Below are 16,697 nucleotides of genomic sequence, written 5' to 3' on the forward strand. Positions count from 1 at the left end.
GCACCGGCCCTCCGCGGTCGGTGCGGGCGGGCCGTCCCCTACTCCTTGACCCCCACATGCACCGTCTGCACCGACAGCAGGAACACGTCGGGCCTGTGGTGCAGGCTCTGCTCGTCGTTCTCGTCCAGGAGGCGGTCGACGGTGGTCAGGTCGTCGGCGTCGAGGGTGTCCGCGTGCATCTCGCGGCGGCGGGACAGCTCGGTGATGACGTGGACGCGTGCGGCGTCGGACACGGGGGCCGGCAGGTCCAGGAGGAACGAGCGGGTGCCCGCGTGGCGCAGGCCCGCTTCGGTGAGGAGCGTCGGCCAGTCCTCCGTGACCGCCTTCGCGCCCGGCAGCTCCGCGCGCATCTGCGTGAACCACTTCTCGTCCGCGAGGTCGAAGCGGGTCTGGAGGCCCGGGCGGCCGAAGCCGATGTCTCGGGGCAGGCTGCGGGGGGTCAGGCCGCCCTCCAGGAGCGCGATCGCGCCGCCCGGCGCAAGGCGGTCCGCGAGGGAGGCGAGCGCCGCCTCCTGGTCGCCCACGTGATGCAGGGCGCGGCCGATCCAGAGGAGGTCCGCGAGTGGCAGCTCGCCGATTCCCTCGGGGAGTTCCGCCTGGAATGTGCTGACCCTGTCCTTCAGACCCTCGCGGTCGGCCCGCGCCCGCGCTCGCTCCAGGAGCGGCACCGCCGGGTCCACCGCGATCACCTCGGCCTTGGGAAAGGTCTCGGCGAGGAGGAAGGAGACGGAGCCGGAACCGCTGCCCACGTCCGCGATCAGAGCCGGTTCCGGCTGCCAGGTGCGCAGCCACGCGGCGATCTCGCGATTCTGCGCGGCGGCGAGCTCCGCGTTCCGCTCCAGCATCGGGCCCATGGTGGCCCAGTCGATGTCCTCGTGGCTGTGGCTGCGGCTATGGCCGTGGCTGTGCTTGTGCTTGTGGCCGTGGTCGTGGTCGTGGGCCATCGTCTCTGCCGCCGCCTTCGTGTGTCCGGGAGTGAGGTCGGAGCCGCCTCCCAGCCTGCGCCGCCGACTCCTTCCTGGCCAGTTACCTTGCGGTTTCGGCAAACGCGGTGGGTCGTGGCGCGGGCGGCATCCGGAACGACCGGAGCGTGAACCTCGGGTCGGGGCGCGGCACTTCCTGGTCGGGCAGGGCCGCCAGGCTCTCCGCGAGCCGCGTGGCCAGTGGGCCGTCGGGCGGGACCCGCGTGAACCACCCTCGGTTGATGTCGTCGATCGTGGAGCGGGGCGAGCGGCCCTGACCGTGGCCGCGGAACCAGGCGTCGCCGACCGGTGTCAGGCCTCGCGCGGCGGCGTACGCCTCGACCGCCTGGGAGCGGTCGACCGCGGGGCCCACCGGGCGCGGGGCGAGCGCCGCGTCGATGTCGCTGCCCACGTCGTGCGCGGCGGCCTTGTCGACGGTCGTGACGAACACACCGCCGGGCCGCAGCACTCGCGCGCACTCGGCGACGACCGCCGCCGCCTCCTCGGGGCCCGACAGCAGATGCAGCAGCCACACCACGGTCACGGCGTCGAACGACGCGTCCAGGAAAGGCAGTTGACGGCTGTCGCCGAGAACGACGGAGCCCGGCAGCCGTTCCGACGCCATGCGCGTCATGTTGTGCGCCGCGTCCACTCCGGTCACCCGCAGACCCGCCCCGGCGAGGCGCCGGGTGACCAGGCCCGTGCCGCAGGCGACGTCGAGAAGAGTGTGGGCGTCCGGCGGCAGCAGGTCGCGGACCGCGGTGGCAGCCGCGTCGGCGCGCGGCTCGCCGCCCCGCGACGCGTCATAGCGGTCGGCTTCCCTGCTGTAGTCCAGCATCGGTCCTCAGACCGCCCCGTGGCCGACCGCCGACTCCTCGACCCTGCGGGCCAGATCGAAGTCGAGCGTGGTGAGTGCGCCGCCCGCGCTGTGGGTGTTCACCGACAGGGAGACGGTGTTGTACCCGAGCGTCAGCTCGGAGTGGTGGCCGAGCTCCTCCTGGATCTGCGCGATGTGGACAACCATCGCGGTCGCCGCGAAGTGCGAGCCCAGCTCGAAGGAGCGGGTGATCCGGCCGCCTTCGAGCGACCAGCCGGGCAGCTCGGCGAGCCGCTCCTCGACATCCTTCTGCGACAGCGGTTCGAGTGACATGGCCGCGCTCCTTCACGTGCGTAGGGAGTACGTCTGTACGTACAGCTCTCAGCCTGTGTACGTATAGCCCTCAGCCTGCCACAGCACCTCCCGCACGGCCCTGATCAAGCCACGGACGCGGACCATGTGCCCCGCGGATCGCGAACCCTTTCGATTACTGTCTGGGTATGACAACTGCCGCGACCACCAGGGAAAGCAACGGCGTCGGCCCGCTCCTGCGCGGCTGGCGCGAGCGGCGCAGGGTGAGCCAGCTCGAACTGGCCCTGCGCGCCGACTCCTCGTCGCGGCACATCAGCTTCATCGAGACCGGCAGGTCACGCCCGAGCGAGGAGATCGTGCTTCGCCTCGCCGAGCACCTCGACGTACCCGTGCGGGAGCGCAACTCCCTTCTCCTGGCGGCCGGTTACGCGCCCCGCTTCCGGGAGACCTCGCTCGACGACCCCTCGATGGGGGCCCTGCGGGAGGGCCTTGAGCAGCTCCTGCGCGGCTACGAGCCCTACCCCGCCCTGGTCGTCGACGCGACGTACGACGTGATCGCGGCGAACGGTGGCATCACGATGATCCTCGAAGGCGTCCCCGAGTACCTCCTGCAACCGCCCCTGAACGCCATGCGGCTCACGCTCCACCCCGAAGGCCTTGCCCCCAAGATCCGCAATCTGCGCGAGTGGCGGGGGCACCTGCTGCACCAGATGGAGCGGCAGATCGCTCTGCAGCGCTCCGACGCGCTGCGTGCGGTGTACGAGGAGGTGGCGGCGTATCCGGTGGAGGATCCCGGTGTCGACGTCTTCGAGGCCGACGGGTCGCAGAGCGGAGTGCCCTACTTCGCGCTGCCCCTGCGTATCGAGCACGACGGTCATCTGCTCTCGTTCATCTCGTCGATCTCGACGTTCAACACGCCCATGGACGTGACGGTCGCCGAACTGGCCATCGAGACGCTGCTCCCGGCCGACCCGGCGACGGTCAAATATCTCCAGTCGCCGACGTCCTAGTCCTGGCAGCTGATGAAAGGGAAAGCATGAGGACCAAGCAGAGAAGCAGCGGCCATCCCGACGACGCCGACCTGACGCGCGCCGACTCGCTGGCCCGCGAGATCTTCAGCGGCGTGGCCAACAAGTGGGCGCTGCTGATCATCAACGCCCTGGCCGACCGGACGCTGCGCTTCACCGAGCTGCGCACCGCGGTGGACGGCATCAGCCACAAGATGCTCACCCAGACCCTGCGCGGCCTGGAGCGCGACGGCGTCGTGCATCGGACGGTGTACGCCACCGTGCCGCCGCGCGTCGAGTACCGCCTGACCGAGGCGGGCGAGGGGCTGCTCGCCACGGTCGACGGCATGTGCGCCTGGACGCACCAATACCTCGCCGAGATCGAGGCGGCGCGCACCCGCTTCGACGCGCGCGGCACCGAGGCGCCCCCGCAGGCCTAGGAACGCGGGCCTAGGACCGCAGCGCCCGCAGCGCCACGTACTGCAGGGCGGCGAAAGCGCCGACGGTCACGGCCTGGAGCGGGATCCACACCGCGCCCGCTGTGCCGGGCGAGAGCCAGGCGACCAGGGCGACGACACTGAGCACCGCCCAGACCGCGTTCGCCTCGATCACTCCGCGGACGGGCAGGGTGGGCGGGCTCTTGCGTGACGCGAGGTACCCGACGCCCGCCCCGTACAGCGTGAGGAAGACGCCGAGGCCGAGCAGGAGCCCCGCGTCGACGCCGAGGAAGCGCCCGAGGGGGCCCGAAGCGGCGGCGTACGCGATGCCGTTCCCTGCCGTCACGACCGCGTCGAGGGCGAGGAAGCGGCGCAGCATCGTCTTCGGGTCGTTCGTGCGGGCCAGTGCGGTGAGCGGGTGCGCGGAGTACGTCGACATGAGAAGCCGTCCTTGGGGAGTGGAAGGGCGAGACAGGCCGGACCCGGGCCGGAGTGCGCCGGACCGGATCCGGTACGACCACCCTGTCGGGCCCGCGAGCGAGGGTCGATTACCTCAGAGGTAAGGACGGTGCCCCGGAGCGCGCGATGAGCCCTCACGAGAGGCGTCCCCACAACCCGTACGGCCGTCGCCGCCGTGTGCCCCCGCCACCCCGCACCTAGGTTCGTTGAAAGGCAGACCTAGGGAGCTCAAGGGTGACAGACACGACCGAGCCCGGCGCCGCGCTGCTGCGCGCGGGGAAGTACTTCCGCCGCGGCACCGCCGCCCCCGACCTCCACAGCATCGGACTCGTCGGCGGCCGGGACGCGGACGCCTTCTACCGGGACCGGTGGAGCCACGACAAGGTCGTGAACTCGACGCACGGCGTGAACTGCACGGGCTCCTGCCGCTGGAAGGTGTACGTCAAGGACGGCATCATCACCTGGGAGACCCAGCAGACCGACTACCCCTCCGTCGGCCCCGACCGCCCCGAGTACGAGCCGCGCGGCTGCCCGCGCGGCGCCGCGTTCTCCTGGTACACGTACTCGCCGACCCGCGTGCGCTACCCCTACCTGCGCGGCGTGCTCCTGGAGATGTACCGCGAGGCGAAGTCCCGGCTGCGGGACCCGGTGCTCGCCTGGGCGGACATCCAGGGCGACCCGGAGCGGCGCAGGACCTACCAACAGGCGCGCGGCAAGGGCGGGTTGGTGCGGGCGACCTGGGACGAGGCCGTCGAGATCATCGCGGCGGCGCACGTCCACACGATCAAGACGCACGGCCCCGACCGGGTGGCGGGCTTCTCCCCCATCCCCGCGATGTCGATGGTGTCGCACGCGGCGGGCGCCCGCTTCATGTCGCTGATCGGCGCGCCCATGCTCTCCTTCTACGACTGGTACGCGGACCTGCCGGTGGCTTCGCCGCAGGTGTTCGGCGACCAGACCGACGTCCCGGAGTCGGGTGACTGGTGGGACGCCGCGTATCTGATGATGTGGGGCTCGAACGTCCCGGTGACGCGCACGCCGGACGCCCACTGGATGGCCGAGGCGCGCTACCGGGGCCAGAAGGTCGTGGTCGTCGCCCCCGACTACGCCGACAACGCCAAGTTCGCCGACGAGTGGCTGCACCCGCACCCCGGTACGGACGGGGCCCTCGCCATCGCGATGGGCCACGTCATCCTCAAGGAGTTCTTCGTCGACCGGCAGACGAACTTCTTCACCGACTACGTACGCAAGTTCACCGATCTGCCCTTCCTGGTGACGCTGACCGAGCGCGACGGCGCGTTCGTCCCGTCGAAGTTCCTGCGCGCCACCGACCTCGGGCAGAGCGGCGAGGGCGGCGACTGGAAGACGGCCGTCCTGGACGAGAACACCGGGCAGCCTGCCGTCCCGAACGGCTCGCTGGGCTTCCGCTGGACCGATTCGGGCAAGGGCAAGTGGAATCTGGAGCTCGGCGACATCAAGCCGCAGCTCTCGCTGCACGACTCCGATGTCGCGACGGGCGTCGAGGTGCTGCTCCCCCGCTTCGACACCGAGGGCGGCACGCACGGCCAGGGCCGCGGTGAGATCGTCCGGCGCGGGGTGCCCGCCACGCGGCTCGGCGGGCAGGACGGGCCGCTGGTCACGACGGTCTTCGACCTGCTGCTCGCGCAGTACGGCGTCGGGCGCGAGGGGCTTCCCGGCGAGTGGCCTTCTTCGTACGAGGATGCCGACGCACCCGGCACCCCGGCCTGGCAAGAGGCGCACACCTCGGTCCCGGCCGCGAAGGCCGTGAAGATCGCGCGGGAGTTCGCGCGGACCGCCGAGAAGTCGCAGGGCCGCTGCATGATCCTCATGGGGGCGGGGACCAACCACTGGTTCCACTCCGAGACGATCTACCGCGCCTTCCTGGCCCTGCTCCAGCTGACCGGCTGTCAGGGCCGCAACGGCGGCGGCTGGGCGCACTACGTCGGGCAGGAGAAGTGCCGCCCGGCGACCGGCTGGGCGACGCTCGCCAGCGCCAACGACTGGAGCAGGCCGCCGCGGCAGATGATCGGCGCCGCGTACTGGTTCCTCAACACCGATCAGTGGCGCTACGACAAGTTCGCGGCAGACGTGCTCGCGTCGCCGCTCGGCGAGGGACGGTTCGCGGGGATGACGGGCGCCGACTGTCTCGCGCTCTCGGCGCGCACCGGCTGGATGCCGTCCTATCCGACCTTCGACCGTAACTCCCTCGAGCTGGGCGAGACTTCGGGCTCTGCGGGCGACCCGGTCGCCAATGTCGTCGACGAGCTCAAGGCGGGCACCCTCAACTTCGCCTGCGAGGACCCGGACGCCCCGGAGAACTGGCCGCGCGTCCTGACCCTGTGGCGCGCCAACCTGCTCGGCTCGTCGGCCAAGGGCGCGGAGTACTTCAGCAAGCATCTCCTCGGCACGCACTCCTCGCTGCGGGCGGAGGAGGCGGCGCCCGACGAGCGGCCCTCCACGGTGAAGTGGCGCGACGAGGCCCCCGAGGGCAAGCTCGATCTGCTCGTCTCGCTCGACTTCCGGCAGACGTCGTCGACGCTGCTCTCGGACGTGGTGCTTCCCGCGGCGACCTGGTACGAGAAGCACGACCTGTCCTCCACGGACATGCATCCCTACGTCCACTCCTTCACCCCGGCCGTCGACCCGCCCTGGCAGGCGCGTACCGACTTCGACGCGTTCAAGGCGATCGCGGACCGGCTCAGCGAGCTGTCCGTGGACCATCTCGGCGTACGCAAGGACCTCGTCGCCACCGCGCTCCAGCACGACACCCCCGGCGAGACCGCGCAGCCCGGCGGTGTCGTCCTCGACTGGCGCAAGGGCGAGTGCGAGGCGATCCCGGGCAAGACGATGCCGGGCCTGACCGTGGTCGAGCGGGACTACACCGCGATCGGCGCGAAGTTCGCGGCGCTCGGACCGCTCGCGGAGAAGCTGGGTCTTCCCGCGAAGGGCATCGCGTTCCGTCCCGACCAGGAGGTCGACGAGCTGCGCGAGCGCAACGGCGTCGTACGCGGCGGCCCCGCCGACGGACGCCCCGCCCTGGACACGGCGATCAAGGCGGCGAACACCATCCTCGCCCTGTCCGGCACGACGAACGGCCGCCTCGCCACCCAGGGCTTCCACACCCTGGAGGAGCGCACGGGCCAGGAGATGGCGCACCTGGCCGCCGAGCACGAGGGCAAGCGCGTCACGTACGCCGACACACAGGCGGCCCCCGTCCCCGTGATCACCTCGCCCGAGTGGTCGGGCAGCGAGGCCGGTGGGCGGCGCTACACGGCGTTCACGCTCAACACCGAGCACCTGAAGCCCTGGCACACCCTCACCGGGCGCCAGCACTTCTTCCTCGACCACGACTGGATCCACGAACTGGGCGAGGCCATGCCCGTCTACCGGCCGCCCCTGGACATGAACCGCCTCTTCGGAGAGCCACAGCTCGGCGCGAACGGCGAGAAGGAGGTGACGGTCCGCTACCTCACCCCGCACAACAAGTGGTCCATCCACTCCGAGTACCAGGACAACCTCTTCATGCTGTCGCTCTCCCGGGGCGGGCAGTGCATCTGGATGGCACCGCAGGACGCGGACGCGATCGGCGTGAAGGACAACGACTGGATCGAGGCGGTCAACCGCAACGGCGTGGTGGTCGCGCGCGCCGTCGTCTCGCACCGGATGCCCGCGGGCACGGTCTACATGCACCACGCGCAGGAGCGCACGGTGAACGTCCCCAAGACGGAGACCACCGGCAAGCGCGGCGGCATCCACAACTCCCTGACCCGCCTCATCCTCAAGCCGTCCCATCTCATCGGCGGTTACGCCCAGTTGTCGTGGGCGTTCAACTACCTCGGCCCGACGGGCAACCAGCGCGACGAGGTCACGGTCATCCGCCGCCGCAACCAGGAGGTCACCTACTGATGCGCGTCATGGCACAGATCGCTATGGTCATGAATCTCGACAAGTGCATCGGCTGCCACACCTGCTCGGTGACCTGCAAGCAGGCGTGGACCAACCGCGACGGCATGGAGTACGTCTGGTTCAACAACGTCGAGACCCGTCCGGGCCAGGGCTATCCCCGTCGCTACGAGGACCAGGAGAAGTGGCGCGGCGGCTGGGAGCTGAACAAGCGGGGCGCACTCAAGCTCAAGAGCGGCGGCCGGTTCAAGGCCCTCCTGGAGATCTTCTCCAACCCGAAGCTGCCGGAGATCAAGGACTACTACGAGCCCTGGACGTACGAGTACAAGAACCTCACCGACGCCCCCCTGGGCGACGACTATCCCGTGGCCGAACCGCGCTCCCTGATCAGCGGCAAGCCCATGAAAATCGAGTGGTCGTCGAACTGGGACGACAACCTGGGCGGCGCGACGGAGTACGGCGACCTCGACCCGATGGTGGCCAAGACCCGCGAGAAGGCCGCCGAGAAGGTGAAGTTCGCCTTCGAGCAGACCTTCATGTTCTATCTGCCGCGGATCTGCGAGCACTGCCTGAACCCGTCGTGCGTGGCGGCCTGCCCCTCCGGGGCGATGTACAAGCGCGAGGAGGACGGCATCGTCCTGGTCGACCAGGACAGCTGCCGGGGCTGGCGCAAGTGCGTGACGGGCTGCCCGTACAAGAAGGTGTACTTCAACCACCGCACCGGCAAGGCCGAGAAGTGCACGATGTGTTACCCGCGCCTGGAGGTGGGCCTGCCCACGGTCTGCTCGGAGACGTGCGTGGGCCGTCTTCGCTACCTCGGTGTGATCCTCTACGACGCCGACAAGGTGACGGAGGCGGCGTCGGTACAGGACGACACGGCGCTGTACGAGTCCCAGTTGGGGGTCTTTCTCGACCCGGAGGACCCCGATGTGCGGCGCGAGGCCGAGCGGGCCGGGATCGGCCACGACTGGGTCGAGGCGGCGCGCCGCTCCCCCGTGCACGCGCTGATCAGCAAGTACAAGGTGGCGCTTCCGCTGCATCCGGAGTACCGGACGATGCCGATGGTCTGGTACATCCCGCCGTTGTCGCCCGTCGTGGACGCGCTCAGCGAGACCGGGCACGACGGCGAGGACCTGGACAACCTGTTCGGCGCGATCGACACGCTGCGCATCCCGCTCGAATACCTGGCGGAGATCTTCACGGCCGGTGACGTGGGCCCGGTGCGGGCCTCCCTGGAGAAGCTGGCGGCGATGCGGGCGCACATGCGGGCGATCAACCTCGGTGACCAGCCGGACAGTTCGGTCGCCGACGCCGTGGGCATGTCGGCCCAGGAGATCGAGGAGATGTACCGGCTCCTCGCCATCGCCAAGTACGAGGACCGCTACGTCATCCCGACCGCCGCGGTCGGTGACGCGAAGCGCCTGGAGGAGTCGGCGGTGCCGGACTCGTGCAGCCTCGACCACGAGGGCGGCCCCGGCATGGGCGGGGACGGTCCGTTCGGCCAGGACTCGGGCCGCAAGCAACTGCCCCTTGTGACCATCGAGAACTTCCACGCGCTGCGGGACCGGCAGACCGCCGACGAGCAGCCGTCCGCCGCCGAGAAGGACACACTGTGAGCGACCATGCCGTGCTCTACCAGGCAGCCGCGCACTGCCTGTCCTACCCGGACGAAGAGTTCCGCTCCCTGCTGCCCCAACTACGGGCCGCAGCACCCGAGTTGGAGACCTTCCTGACCCATGCCGCGGCGACCGACCCGTCCGATCTTGCCGCGCACTACGTCAAGGTCTTCGACTTCAAGAACCGCCACAGCCTCTACCTGAGCTGGTGGCGCGACGGTGACACGCGGCGCCGCGGGATGGCCCTGGTCCGCTTCAAGGAGGTCTACCGGGAGCACGGGATGGAGTTCACCGGCGAGGAGCTGCCTGACTTCCTGCCCGCGGTCCTGGAGTTCTCCGCGCACGCGGGTCCTGTGCTCCTGGAGGAGCACCGCCCGGGCCTTGAGCTGCTGCGGCTCGCCCTCACCGACTTCGGCACGCCGTACGCGCCCGTGCTCCAGGCGGTGTGCGCGACGCTGCCGGGGCCGTCGCCGAAGGACCGGGCCGAGGCACAGGCCCTTGCCCGGTCGGGGCCCCCGCGGGAGGACGTCGGCCTTGAACCCTTCGCAATGATCGGGGAGCACTGATGAGAACGCTGCTGTGGGGCGTCATCCCGTACGTGGCCGTCGTCCTCCTGGTGGCGGGCCTCTTCTGGCGCTATCGCTACGACAAGTTCGGCTGGACGACGCGTTCCTCACAGGTCTACGAGTCGAAGCTCCTGAACATCGCGTCACCGATGTTCCACTACGGCATCCTCTTCGTCCTCGTCGGACATCTGGTCGGTCTCTTCGTCCCGGAGTCGTGGACGGAGAAGGTGGGCGTGAGCGAGCACACGTACCACCTGTTCTCGCTGTACGGCGGTACGGCGGCGGGCATCATGCTGGTGCTCGGCATCCTGCTGCTGCTCTACCGGCGGCGCACCAACGCGCCGGTGTTCCGGGCGACGACCGCCAACGACAAGCTGATGTATCTGGTGCTGTTCGCGGCGATCGTGCTCGGCATGGTGGCCAAGCTGACGCACGCGTCGGGCGACGGCTACAACTACCGTGAGTCCATCGCTCCTTGGGCGCGCAGCCTCTTCACCCTCCAGCCGGACACCGGAATGATGGCGGGAGTTCCGGTGCTGTATCAGATCCATGCGGTGGTCGGGATGGCGCTGTTCGCGCTGATTCCGTTCACGCGGCTCGTGCACATGTTCAGCGCGCCGGTGCAGTATCTGTTCCGGCCGTACGTGGTGTACCGGAGCAAGGACCCGAGCAGGGTCGGGCCGCGTCCGGAGCGGCGGGGCTGGGAGAAGACGGGGTCCTGATTCCCACCCCCACCTCCGGGACGGGGAAGGCTAGCTGCCAGTGCCTTTCTCCTTGCCCTCCCCCGGCTTCTCGTCGTCCACGATCTCCGCGTCCACCACGCCCTCCTCGGCGGAGGCGCCCGGGGTCCCCTGTTCCTGCTGGGCGCCCTCGCCAGAAGCCGCGTACATGGCCTGGCCCATCTTCTGGCTCACGGATGCCAGCTTCTCCGCGCCCACGCGCAACGCCGCCGTGTCGTCGGCCTTGTCCTTCAGGAGTGCCTTCAACTCCGTGGCCGCCGCCTCCACTTCGGTCCTGGTCTCCGCGGGGATCCGCTCCTCGTTCTCCTGCAGGAACCGCTCCGTCTGGTAGACGAGTTGCTCCGCCTGGTTGCGGGTCTCGGCGGCCTCGCGCCGCTTGCGGTCCTCCTCCGCGTGCTCCTCCGCCTCCCGCACCATGCGGTTGATGTCGTCCTTGGGCAGCGCGGAACCGCCCGTCACCGTCATGCGCTGCTCGCGCCCCGTCGCCTCGTCCTTCGCGGAGACGTGCATGATGCCGTTGGCGTCGATGTCGAAGGTGACCTCGATCTTGGGGACGCCGCGGGGAGCCGGTGGCAGCCCCGTGAGGTCGAAGACGCCCAGCTTCTTGTTGTACGCGGCTATCTCCCGCTCACCCTGGAAGACCTGGATGCCGACCGAGGGCTGGTTGTCCTCGGCGGTCGAGAAGGTTTCCGAACGCCGGGTGGGAATGGTCGTGTTGCGTTCGATGAGCTTGGTCATGATGCCGCCCTTGGTCTCGATCCCGAGGGACAGCGGCGTCACGTCAAGGAGCAGTACGTCCTTCACGTCACCCCTGATCACACCCGCCTGGAGCGCCGCGCCGAGCGCCACCACCTCGTCGGGGTTGACCCCCTTGTGCGGCTCGCTCCCGGTGAGTTCCTTGACCAGTTCGGTCACCGCGGGCATCCGCGTCGAGCCGCCCACCAGGATCACGTGGTCCACGGCCGAGAGCTTCACGCCCGCGTCCTTCACCGCCTGGTGGAAGGGGCCGCGACAGCGCTCAAGCAAGTCAGCCGTCAGCTCCTGGAACTGAGCGCGGGTCAGCTTCTCCGCCAGGTGCAGCGGGCCTTCCGCCGACGCGGTGACGTACGGCAGATTGATGTCCGTCTCGCTCGACGACGACAGCTCGATCTTCGCCTTCTCGGCGGCCTCGCGCAGGCGTTGCAGCGCCATTTTGTCCTTGCCGAGGTCCACCCCGTGCCCGTTCTTGAACTGCCGCACCAGGTGCTCGACGATGCGCTGGTCCCAGTCGTCGCCGCCGAGCTGGGTGTCGCCGTTGGTGGCCTTGACCTCGATGACGCCTTCGCCCATCTCCAGGAGCGAGACGTCGAAGGTGCCGCCGCCCAGGTCGAAGACGAGGACCGTCTGGTCGTCGCCCTTGTCCAGGCCGTACGCGAGGGCCGCGGCCGTCGGTTCGTTGATGATGCGGAGCACTTTCAGGCCCGCGATCTCGCCGGCCTCCTTGGTGGCCTGGCGCTGTGTGTCGTCGAAGTACGCGGGGACGGTGACGACCGCGTCCGTGACGTCCTCGCCCAGATAGGACTCGGCGTCACGCTTGAGCTTCTGCAGGACACGGGCGGAGAGCTCCTGGGCGGTGTAGCGGGTACCGTCCACGGACCCGTCCTCCGGGAAACGCCAACTCCCGTCGCCCATATAGCGCTTGACGGAGCGTGCGGTCCGCTCCACATTGGTGACCGCCTGCCGCTTGGCGACCTCTCCGACCAGGACGTCGCCGTTCTTCGCGAAGGCGATGACCGAGGGGGTGGTGCGTGCTCCCTCCGCGTTGGCGACGACGGTGGGATCACCACCCTCCAGGACGGCCACCACCGAGTTCGTCGTACCGAGGTCGATCCCGACTGCACGTGCCATGTCCAGTCCCTTCCACCGCGAGCCCGTTAACCGACGTACTTCGACCTCCATCACAAAACTTGAGCGGCTTGTTGTCAATGCCGCCTATGACTGTGCCGCCGTCCCCGAGGGAACGGCGGCACAATCAGAAAATGGCCGGAAAGCCTTCCGTGCCCGACGAGCCGTGCGTCAGGCCAGCTTCGCCGTCAGCGTGATCGTCGTGCCCGTCAGCGCCTGGCTCACGGGGCAGTTCTTCTTGGCGTCCTCGGCGGCGGCGGTGAACGCGGCCTCGTCGATGCCCGGCACCGTGCCCTCGACGGTGAGGTGGATGCCGGTGATGCCGGTGCCCGGCTGGAACGTCACGTCAGCGGACGTGACCAGGCGGGTCGGCGGGTTGCCGGCCTGGGCGAGGCCGTTGGAGAAGGCCATGGAGAAGCAGCTGGAGTGCGCGGCGGCGATCAGCTCCTCCGGGCTGGTCTTGCCGTTGGCCTGCTCGGCGCGGGACGGCCAAGACACGGCCTGCTCCCCGATCCCGGAGGAGTCGAAGGTGACGGTGCCGGAGCCCTCCAGCAGGTTGCCTTCCCAGACCGTGTGCGCGGAGCGCGTGGTAGCCACGATGTAGTTCCCTTCAGTGCGGTTCCGTGATGTTCCGGAACTTCCGTGCGCCCATCCGATCACACCCGGGCTCGGCTCACGCCGATGACCGGCCCACGGGTGACGGTTACTGAGGCGTCCGAGGCGCGACGAGAGCCCTGGTGCGCAGTAGCTATGGCCGGAATGGCAACTGGGCAAGGCAGTCCGGCGGTGACACTTTGAGGCCCCCTCGCACAGACGAGGAGATCACTCAGGGGGTTTGGCCATGCGCATGAACTACTCGGACCACGGTCCGTCCCCGCTGGAAGGGGCGAAGCCGGGGGCCGCCACTCCACGCGACTCGACGTTCGGCTGGTGGGGCGCCTTCAGCATCCAGAAGTTCGTCAACCAGTCACCCCTCTTCCACACCCACGCCGATGCCACCGGGTGGCTGGCGTACCTCCAGCAGTTCTACGACCGCAACTTCTGGTTCGCGGACGGCGGGGCGCAGGTCTGGGCGTACGAAGAGACGTACGACAACTGGCAGGACCGGTACGGGATGGACGCGGTGGTCGCCGTGTACCACTCGGGCCACGGCGGTATGGACGGCAACGGCGTCTTCTTCGCGCCACTGGGCGCGGTCTGGGACGGCCGCAGTGACGCGGTGTCCAACCGGATGGCACTGGGCAACGAGAAGGCGAACTATGTCTTCTGGTCCACGTGCAACTCGCTCAGGGTGCTCGGCGGGCACTCCCCGATCCGCACGTGGGCGGGGCCCAACATCGGCTTCCGCATGATCTTCGGGTTCGAGACCGTCAGCATCGACAGCCCGGACTACGGCAAGAAGTTCTGGGAGAAGTGGCGGGCCGGGCAGACGTTCACCGACGCGTGGCTGAACGCGAGCTGGGACATCTACAAGGGCCAGGCGCCCTCGGTCGCGGCGGTCGGCGCCAACCAGGCAGAGGCCACCGCAAGGCTCAACGGCGAGCGCACCCTGTACCGCGAGCACGTGCCGGACAACTGGTACGCGTGGCGCTGGTACTACGCCCGCGACAGCCTCAGGGAGCCGCTGACGCTCGCGCCGAGCAGCCCGCAGATCGTGCAGCTCGCGCCGCGCGACCCCGGCGAGGAGCTCACCAAGCTGGGCCGCATCGCCGACTTCCCGTCGGCGGCGCTGCAAGAGGTACAGGTCGAGCGGCAGGGCGTGCTCAACGCCACCTCCGGTGACCGGATCATCTCCACGGCGCCGCACGCCGTCCGGTGGGTCAAGCTCGCCGAGGCCAACCACCGCAACCTCCGGCAGCTGCCCACGGAGCGTGCCGTCGAGGCGGCGCGCGCGTTCGCCGAGCAGCACGCCGACGGCGCCGAGCTCGTCGTGGACAGCGTGCACGACCTGATGCAGAACTCCGGGGCGAAGGACGGCTCCGAGATCGGGCAGCCGGTGTCCCTGGAGACCCATGTGACGTTCCGGCAGGTCTTCGACGGCGTACCGGTCATCACGCCCGACCGCGGCATCGTCCGTGTGGTTCTGGACAATGACGCGACCGTCGTCCAGGCGCAGATCTCCACGCGCGAGGCCACCGGCACGACGCGCGAGCCGAGCACCGACATCTCGCCGCCTCCCCAGGGCGGCAAGGCGACGGCGGCGCCGCGGGCACGCGACCCGCGCCAGGCCCTGGCCGCGGCCCAGCAGAGGCTGCTGGCCGAGCTCGCCACCGTCACGGCGGGCGAGACGGGCGGCAAGGGTGCGAAGGCACCGCAGGAGCCCCAGGTCAGGGACGTGCCCGGCACGTTCGACGTCGGCTATGAGATCGAGGGCAACGAGGCCTACCCGGCCGCCCGCAAGCTGATCGAGATCGGCCCGCCCGACGGCATGTTCACCACCCGCCGCTGGGTGGTCGCACCGCTCGCCAGGTAGTTCGGCACGAGGGGGGATCGGTACGAGGGGGGAGGAGATCCCGGGCCGACGGGGGCCGGGGAATCAGTGGGTGGCGGTCCGCTCCTTGCGGGCCGCCATCCACGCGTACACGAGCACGCCCGCGAAGAGGAACAGGACCCCCTGGTAGACGGCCGCGTACCCGGACCCGGCGACGAGCCACATGGAGAATCCGAACGCGATGCCCGCGAGGATGCCGTCCCGCGCCAGGCGTGCGCGGTTGACGCGCTCGCCCTGCCCGGAGACGAGGAAGTAAATCTGCGCGGCGGTGGCCAGGAGGTAGGGCACGGTCGCGGTGAACGTGGTGATCAGGACGAGGGACTCGAAGACGCCGCTCGATCCCGCCGTGTAGTTGTAGACGGTGAGCGCCGAGGCGAGGACGACGGTGACCAGGACGCCCACGGTCGGCACGCCGCGCTTCTTCTTGCCGAAGGCGCTCGGGAAGAGCCCGTCCTTGGCTGCGGCGTACGGCGTCTGGGCACTCAGGAGGGTCCAGCCGTTGAGGGCGCCGACCATCGAGACGAGCGCGGCGAGCGCCACCGCCGTGCCGCCCCAGGAGCCGCCGAACATGGCATTGACGGCGTCGGAGAACGGCGCGGTGGAGCCGACGAGCTTGTCGTGGGCGACGGTGCCGAAGACGGCGATGGTGCCGAGCAGATAGACGAGGGCGGCGCCCAGGGTGCCGAGGATGGTGGCGCGCCCGACGTTGCGGCGCGGGTCGCGCACCTCACCGGCGCTGACGGCGGCCGACTCCACTCCCAGGTAGGAGAAGAGCAGGATCGCGGCGGACGCGGAGACGGCGCCGACCGGGCTGTCGCCGCTCGCCTGGAAGGGCCCGAGGTTGGCGCTGTCGAAGAAGAAGAGCCCGCCGATCGCGACGAGGAGCAGGGGCAGGAACTTCAGTACGGTGGCGACGAGTTGGACGGCACCCACGTAACGGGTGCCCGCGAGGTTCGCGAGTGCGGGCAGGAGTTGCAGGACGAGGGCGGCAAGGCAGGCGGTCCACTTGTGGTCGCCGACCGGTATCAGGACGTCCAGATAGCCGACGGCGGCGACGGCGAGCGCGGCGTTCGACACCCAGGTGGTGGCCCAGTACGACCAGGCGGCGAGGAAGCCCGCGAAGTCGCCGAACGCCTCACGCGCGTAGACGTACGGTCCGCCGGTGCGCGGGTCGCGCTGCGCGAGCCGTCCGAAGACCAGGGCGAGGGCGATCGCGCCCACGGTCAGGACGCCGAACGCGACGAGGCTGATGGTCCCGAAGGGGGCGACGGAGGCCGGGAGCAGGAAGATGCCGCCGCCGATGATGTTGCCCATGACGAGGCAGGTGGCGATGGGGAGGCCGAAGCGGCGGGCGTGCCTGCTGCCGCGTTCTGCGTGCTGGTCCGCGTGCAGTTCTTCCTGGTCGGGGGCCGGAGCCGTCTTGATCGCGGTTCCGGTGTCGTGCATGGGGTGGTGCCTCTCATCGTGCCGGACGCCCGGGAT

General features: G+C 69.7%; 14 protein-coding genes. 7 read left to right on the forward strand and 7 right to left on the reverse strand.

Translation table 11 applies throughout. From position 1 onward, the window contains the following. Positions 1–38: 38 nt before the first annotated feature. The 3 genes from ACFQ7F_RS15215 to ACFQ7F_RS15225 form a co-directional block, all read right to left on the reverse strand. The gene (locus tag ACFQ7F_RS15215; protein WP_383270512.1) at positions 39–944 is read right to left on the reverse strand and encodes a methyltransferase; all 906 of its coding nucleotides are present in this window, start codon (positions 942–944) and stop codon (positions 39–41) included. Between the two features lie 82 nt (positions 945–1,026). Beyond that, positions 1,027–1,800 (reverse strand): class I SAM-dependent methyltransferase, encoded by a 774-nt coding sequence (locus ACFQ7F_RS15220; protein ID WP_383270514.1) that lies wholly within the window; start codon positions 1,798–1,800, stop codon positions 1,027–1,029. 6 nt (positions 1,801–1,806) lie between these two features. Then, a complete protein-coding gene (locus ACFQ7F_RS15225) occupies positions 1,807–2,112 on the reverse strand; it encodes a 4a-hydroxytetrahydrobiopterin dehydratase (protein ID WP_383270516.1) in 306 nt (101 codons plus the stop codon). 167 nt (positions 2,113–2,279) lie between these two features. Here ACFQ7F_RS15225 and ACFQ7F_RS15230 point away from each other — a divergent pair, with 167 nt between their 5' ends. Further along, the gene (locus ACFQ7F_RS15230) at positions 2,280–3,101 is read left to right on the forward strand and encodes a helix-turn-helix domain-containing protein (RefSeq protein WP_383270518.1); all 822 of its coding nucleotides are present in this window, start codon (positions 2,280–2,282) and stop codon (positions 3,099–3,101) included. A 26-nt stretch (positions 3,102–3,127) separates the two neighbouring features. Then, positions 3,128–3,538, forward strand: coding sequence for a winged helix-turn-helix transcriptional regulator (locus tag ACFQ7F_RS15235; RefSeq protein ID WP_383270519.1), 411 nt, complete (start codon positions 3,128–3,130; stop codon positions 3,536–3,538). 10 nt (positions 3,539–3,548) lie between these two features. Here the strand turns inward: ACFQ7F_RS15235 and ACFQ7F_RS15240 are convergent, their stop codons facing one another. Continuing rightward, positions 3,549–3,974, reverse strand: coding sequence for a hypothetical protein (locus ACFQ7F_RS15240; RefSeq protein WP_383270521.1), 426 nt, complete (start codon positions 3,972–3,974; stop codon positions 3,549–3,551). A gap of 254 nt (positions 3,975–4,228) precedes the next feature. On the opposite strand from ACFQ7F_RS15240, the gene ACFQ7F_RS15245 reads away from it, so the two are divergent. From ACFQ7F_RS15245 to narI, 4 genes are read left to right on the forward strand one after another with little or no spacing between them, the layout of a single operon-like run. Continuing rightward, positions 4,229–7,921, forward strand: a complete 3,693-nt coding sequence (locus ACFQ7F_RS15245; protein WP_383270523.1) for a nitrate reductase subunit alpha — start codon at positions 4,229–4,231, stop codon at positions 7,919–7,921. Continuing rightward, on the forward strand, positions 7,921–9,534 hold the full coding sequence (narH, locus tag ACFQ7F_RS15250; RefSeq protein ID WP_383270525.1) for a nitrate reductase subunit beta: 1,614 nt from the start codon (positions 7,921–7,923) through the stop codon (positions 9,532–9,534). Before ACFQ7F_RS15245 ends, narH begins: the two co-directional genes overlap by 1 nt. Beyond that, the gene (gene narJ / locus ACFQ7F_RS15255; RefSeq protein WP_383270526.1) at positions 9,531–10,100 is read left to right on the forward strand and encodes a nitrate reductase molybdenum cofactor assembly chaperone; all 570 of its coding nucleotides are present in this window, start codon (positions 9,531–9,533) and stop codon (positions 10,098–10,100) included. The genes narH and narJ overlap by 4 nt, the downstream gene beginning before the upstream one ends. Beyond that, positions 10,100–10,822, forward strand: coding sequence for a respiratory nitrate reductase subunit gamma (gene narI / locus ACFQ7F_RS15260; RefSeq protein ID WP_383270528.1), 723 nt, complete (start codon positions 10,100–10,102; stop codon positions 10,820–10,822). The genes narJ and narI overlap by 1 nt, the downstream gene beginning before the upstream one ends. Before the next feature lie 30 nt (positions 10,823–10,852). Here narI and dnaK read toward each other — a convergent pair whose 3' ends face one another. Continuing rightward, a complete protein-coding gene (gene dnaK, locus ACFQ7F_RS15265; protein ID WP_383270530.1) occupies positions 10,853–12,727 on the reverse strand; it encodes a molecular chaperone DnaK in 1,875 nt (624 codons plus the stop codon). Between the two features lie 168 nt (positions 12,728–12,895). Continuing rightward, positions 12,896–13,321 (reverse strand): OsmC family peroxiredoxin, encoded by a 426-nt coding sequence (locus tag ACFQ7F_RS15270; protein ID WP_383270532.1) that lies wholly within the window; start codon positions 13,319–13,321, stop codon positions 12,896–12,898. Between the two features lie 244 nt (positions 13,322–13,565). Here ACFQ7F_RS15270 and ACFQ7F_RS15275 point away from each other — a divergent pair, with 244 nt between their 5' ends. Next, positions 13,566–15,197, forward strand: coding sequence for a DUF6345 domain-containing protein (locus ACFQ7F_RS15275; RefSeq protein ID WP_383270534.1), 1,632 nt, complete (start codon positions 13,566–13,568; stop codon positions 15,195–15,197). A gap of 63 nt (positions 15,198–15,260) precedes the next feature. Here ACFQ7F_RS15275 and ACFQ7F_RS15280 read toward each other — a convergent pair whose 3' ends face one another. Continuing rightward, entirely contained in the window at positions 15,261–16,661 is a 1,401-nt protein-coding gene (locus ACFQ7F_RS15280) for an amino acid permease (RefSeq protein ID WP_383270536.1), read from the reverse strand. Positions 16,662–16,697 lie beyond the last annotated feature (36 nt).

It is taken from the genome of Streptomyces sp. NPDC056486 (genome assembly GCF_042795295.1).
Classification (GTDB): Bacteria; Actinomycetota; Actinomycetes; order Streptomycetales; family Streptomycetaceae; genus Streptomyces.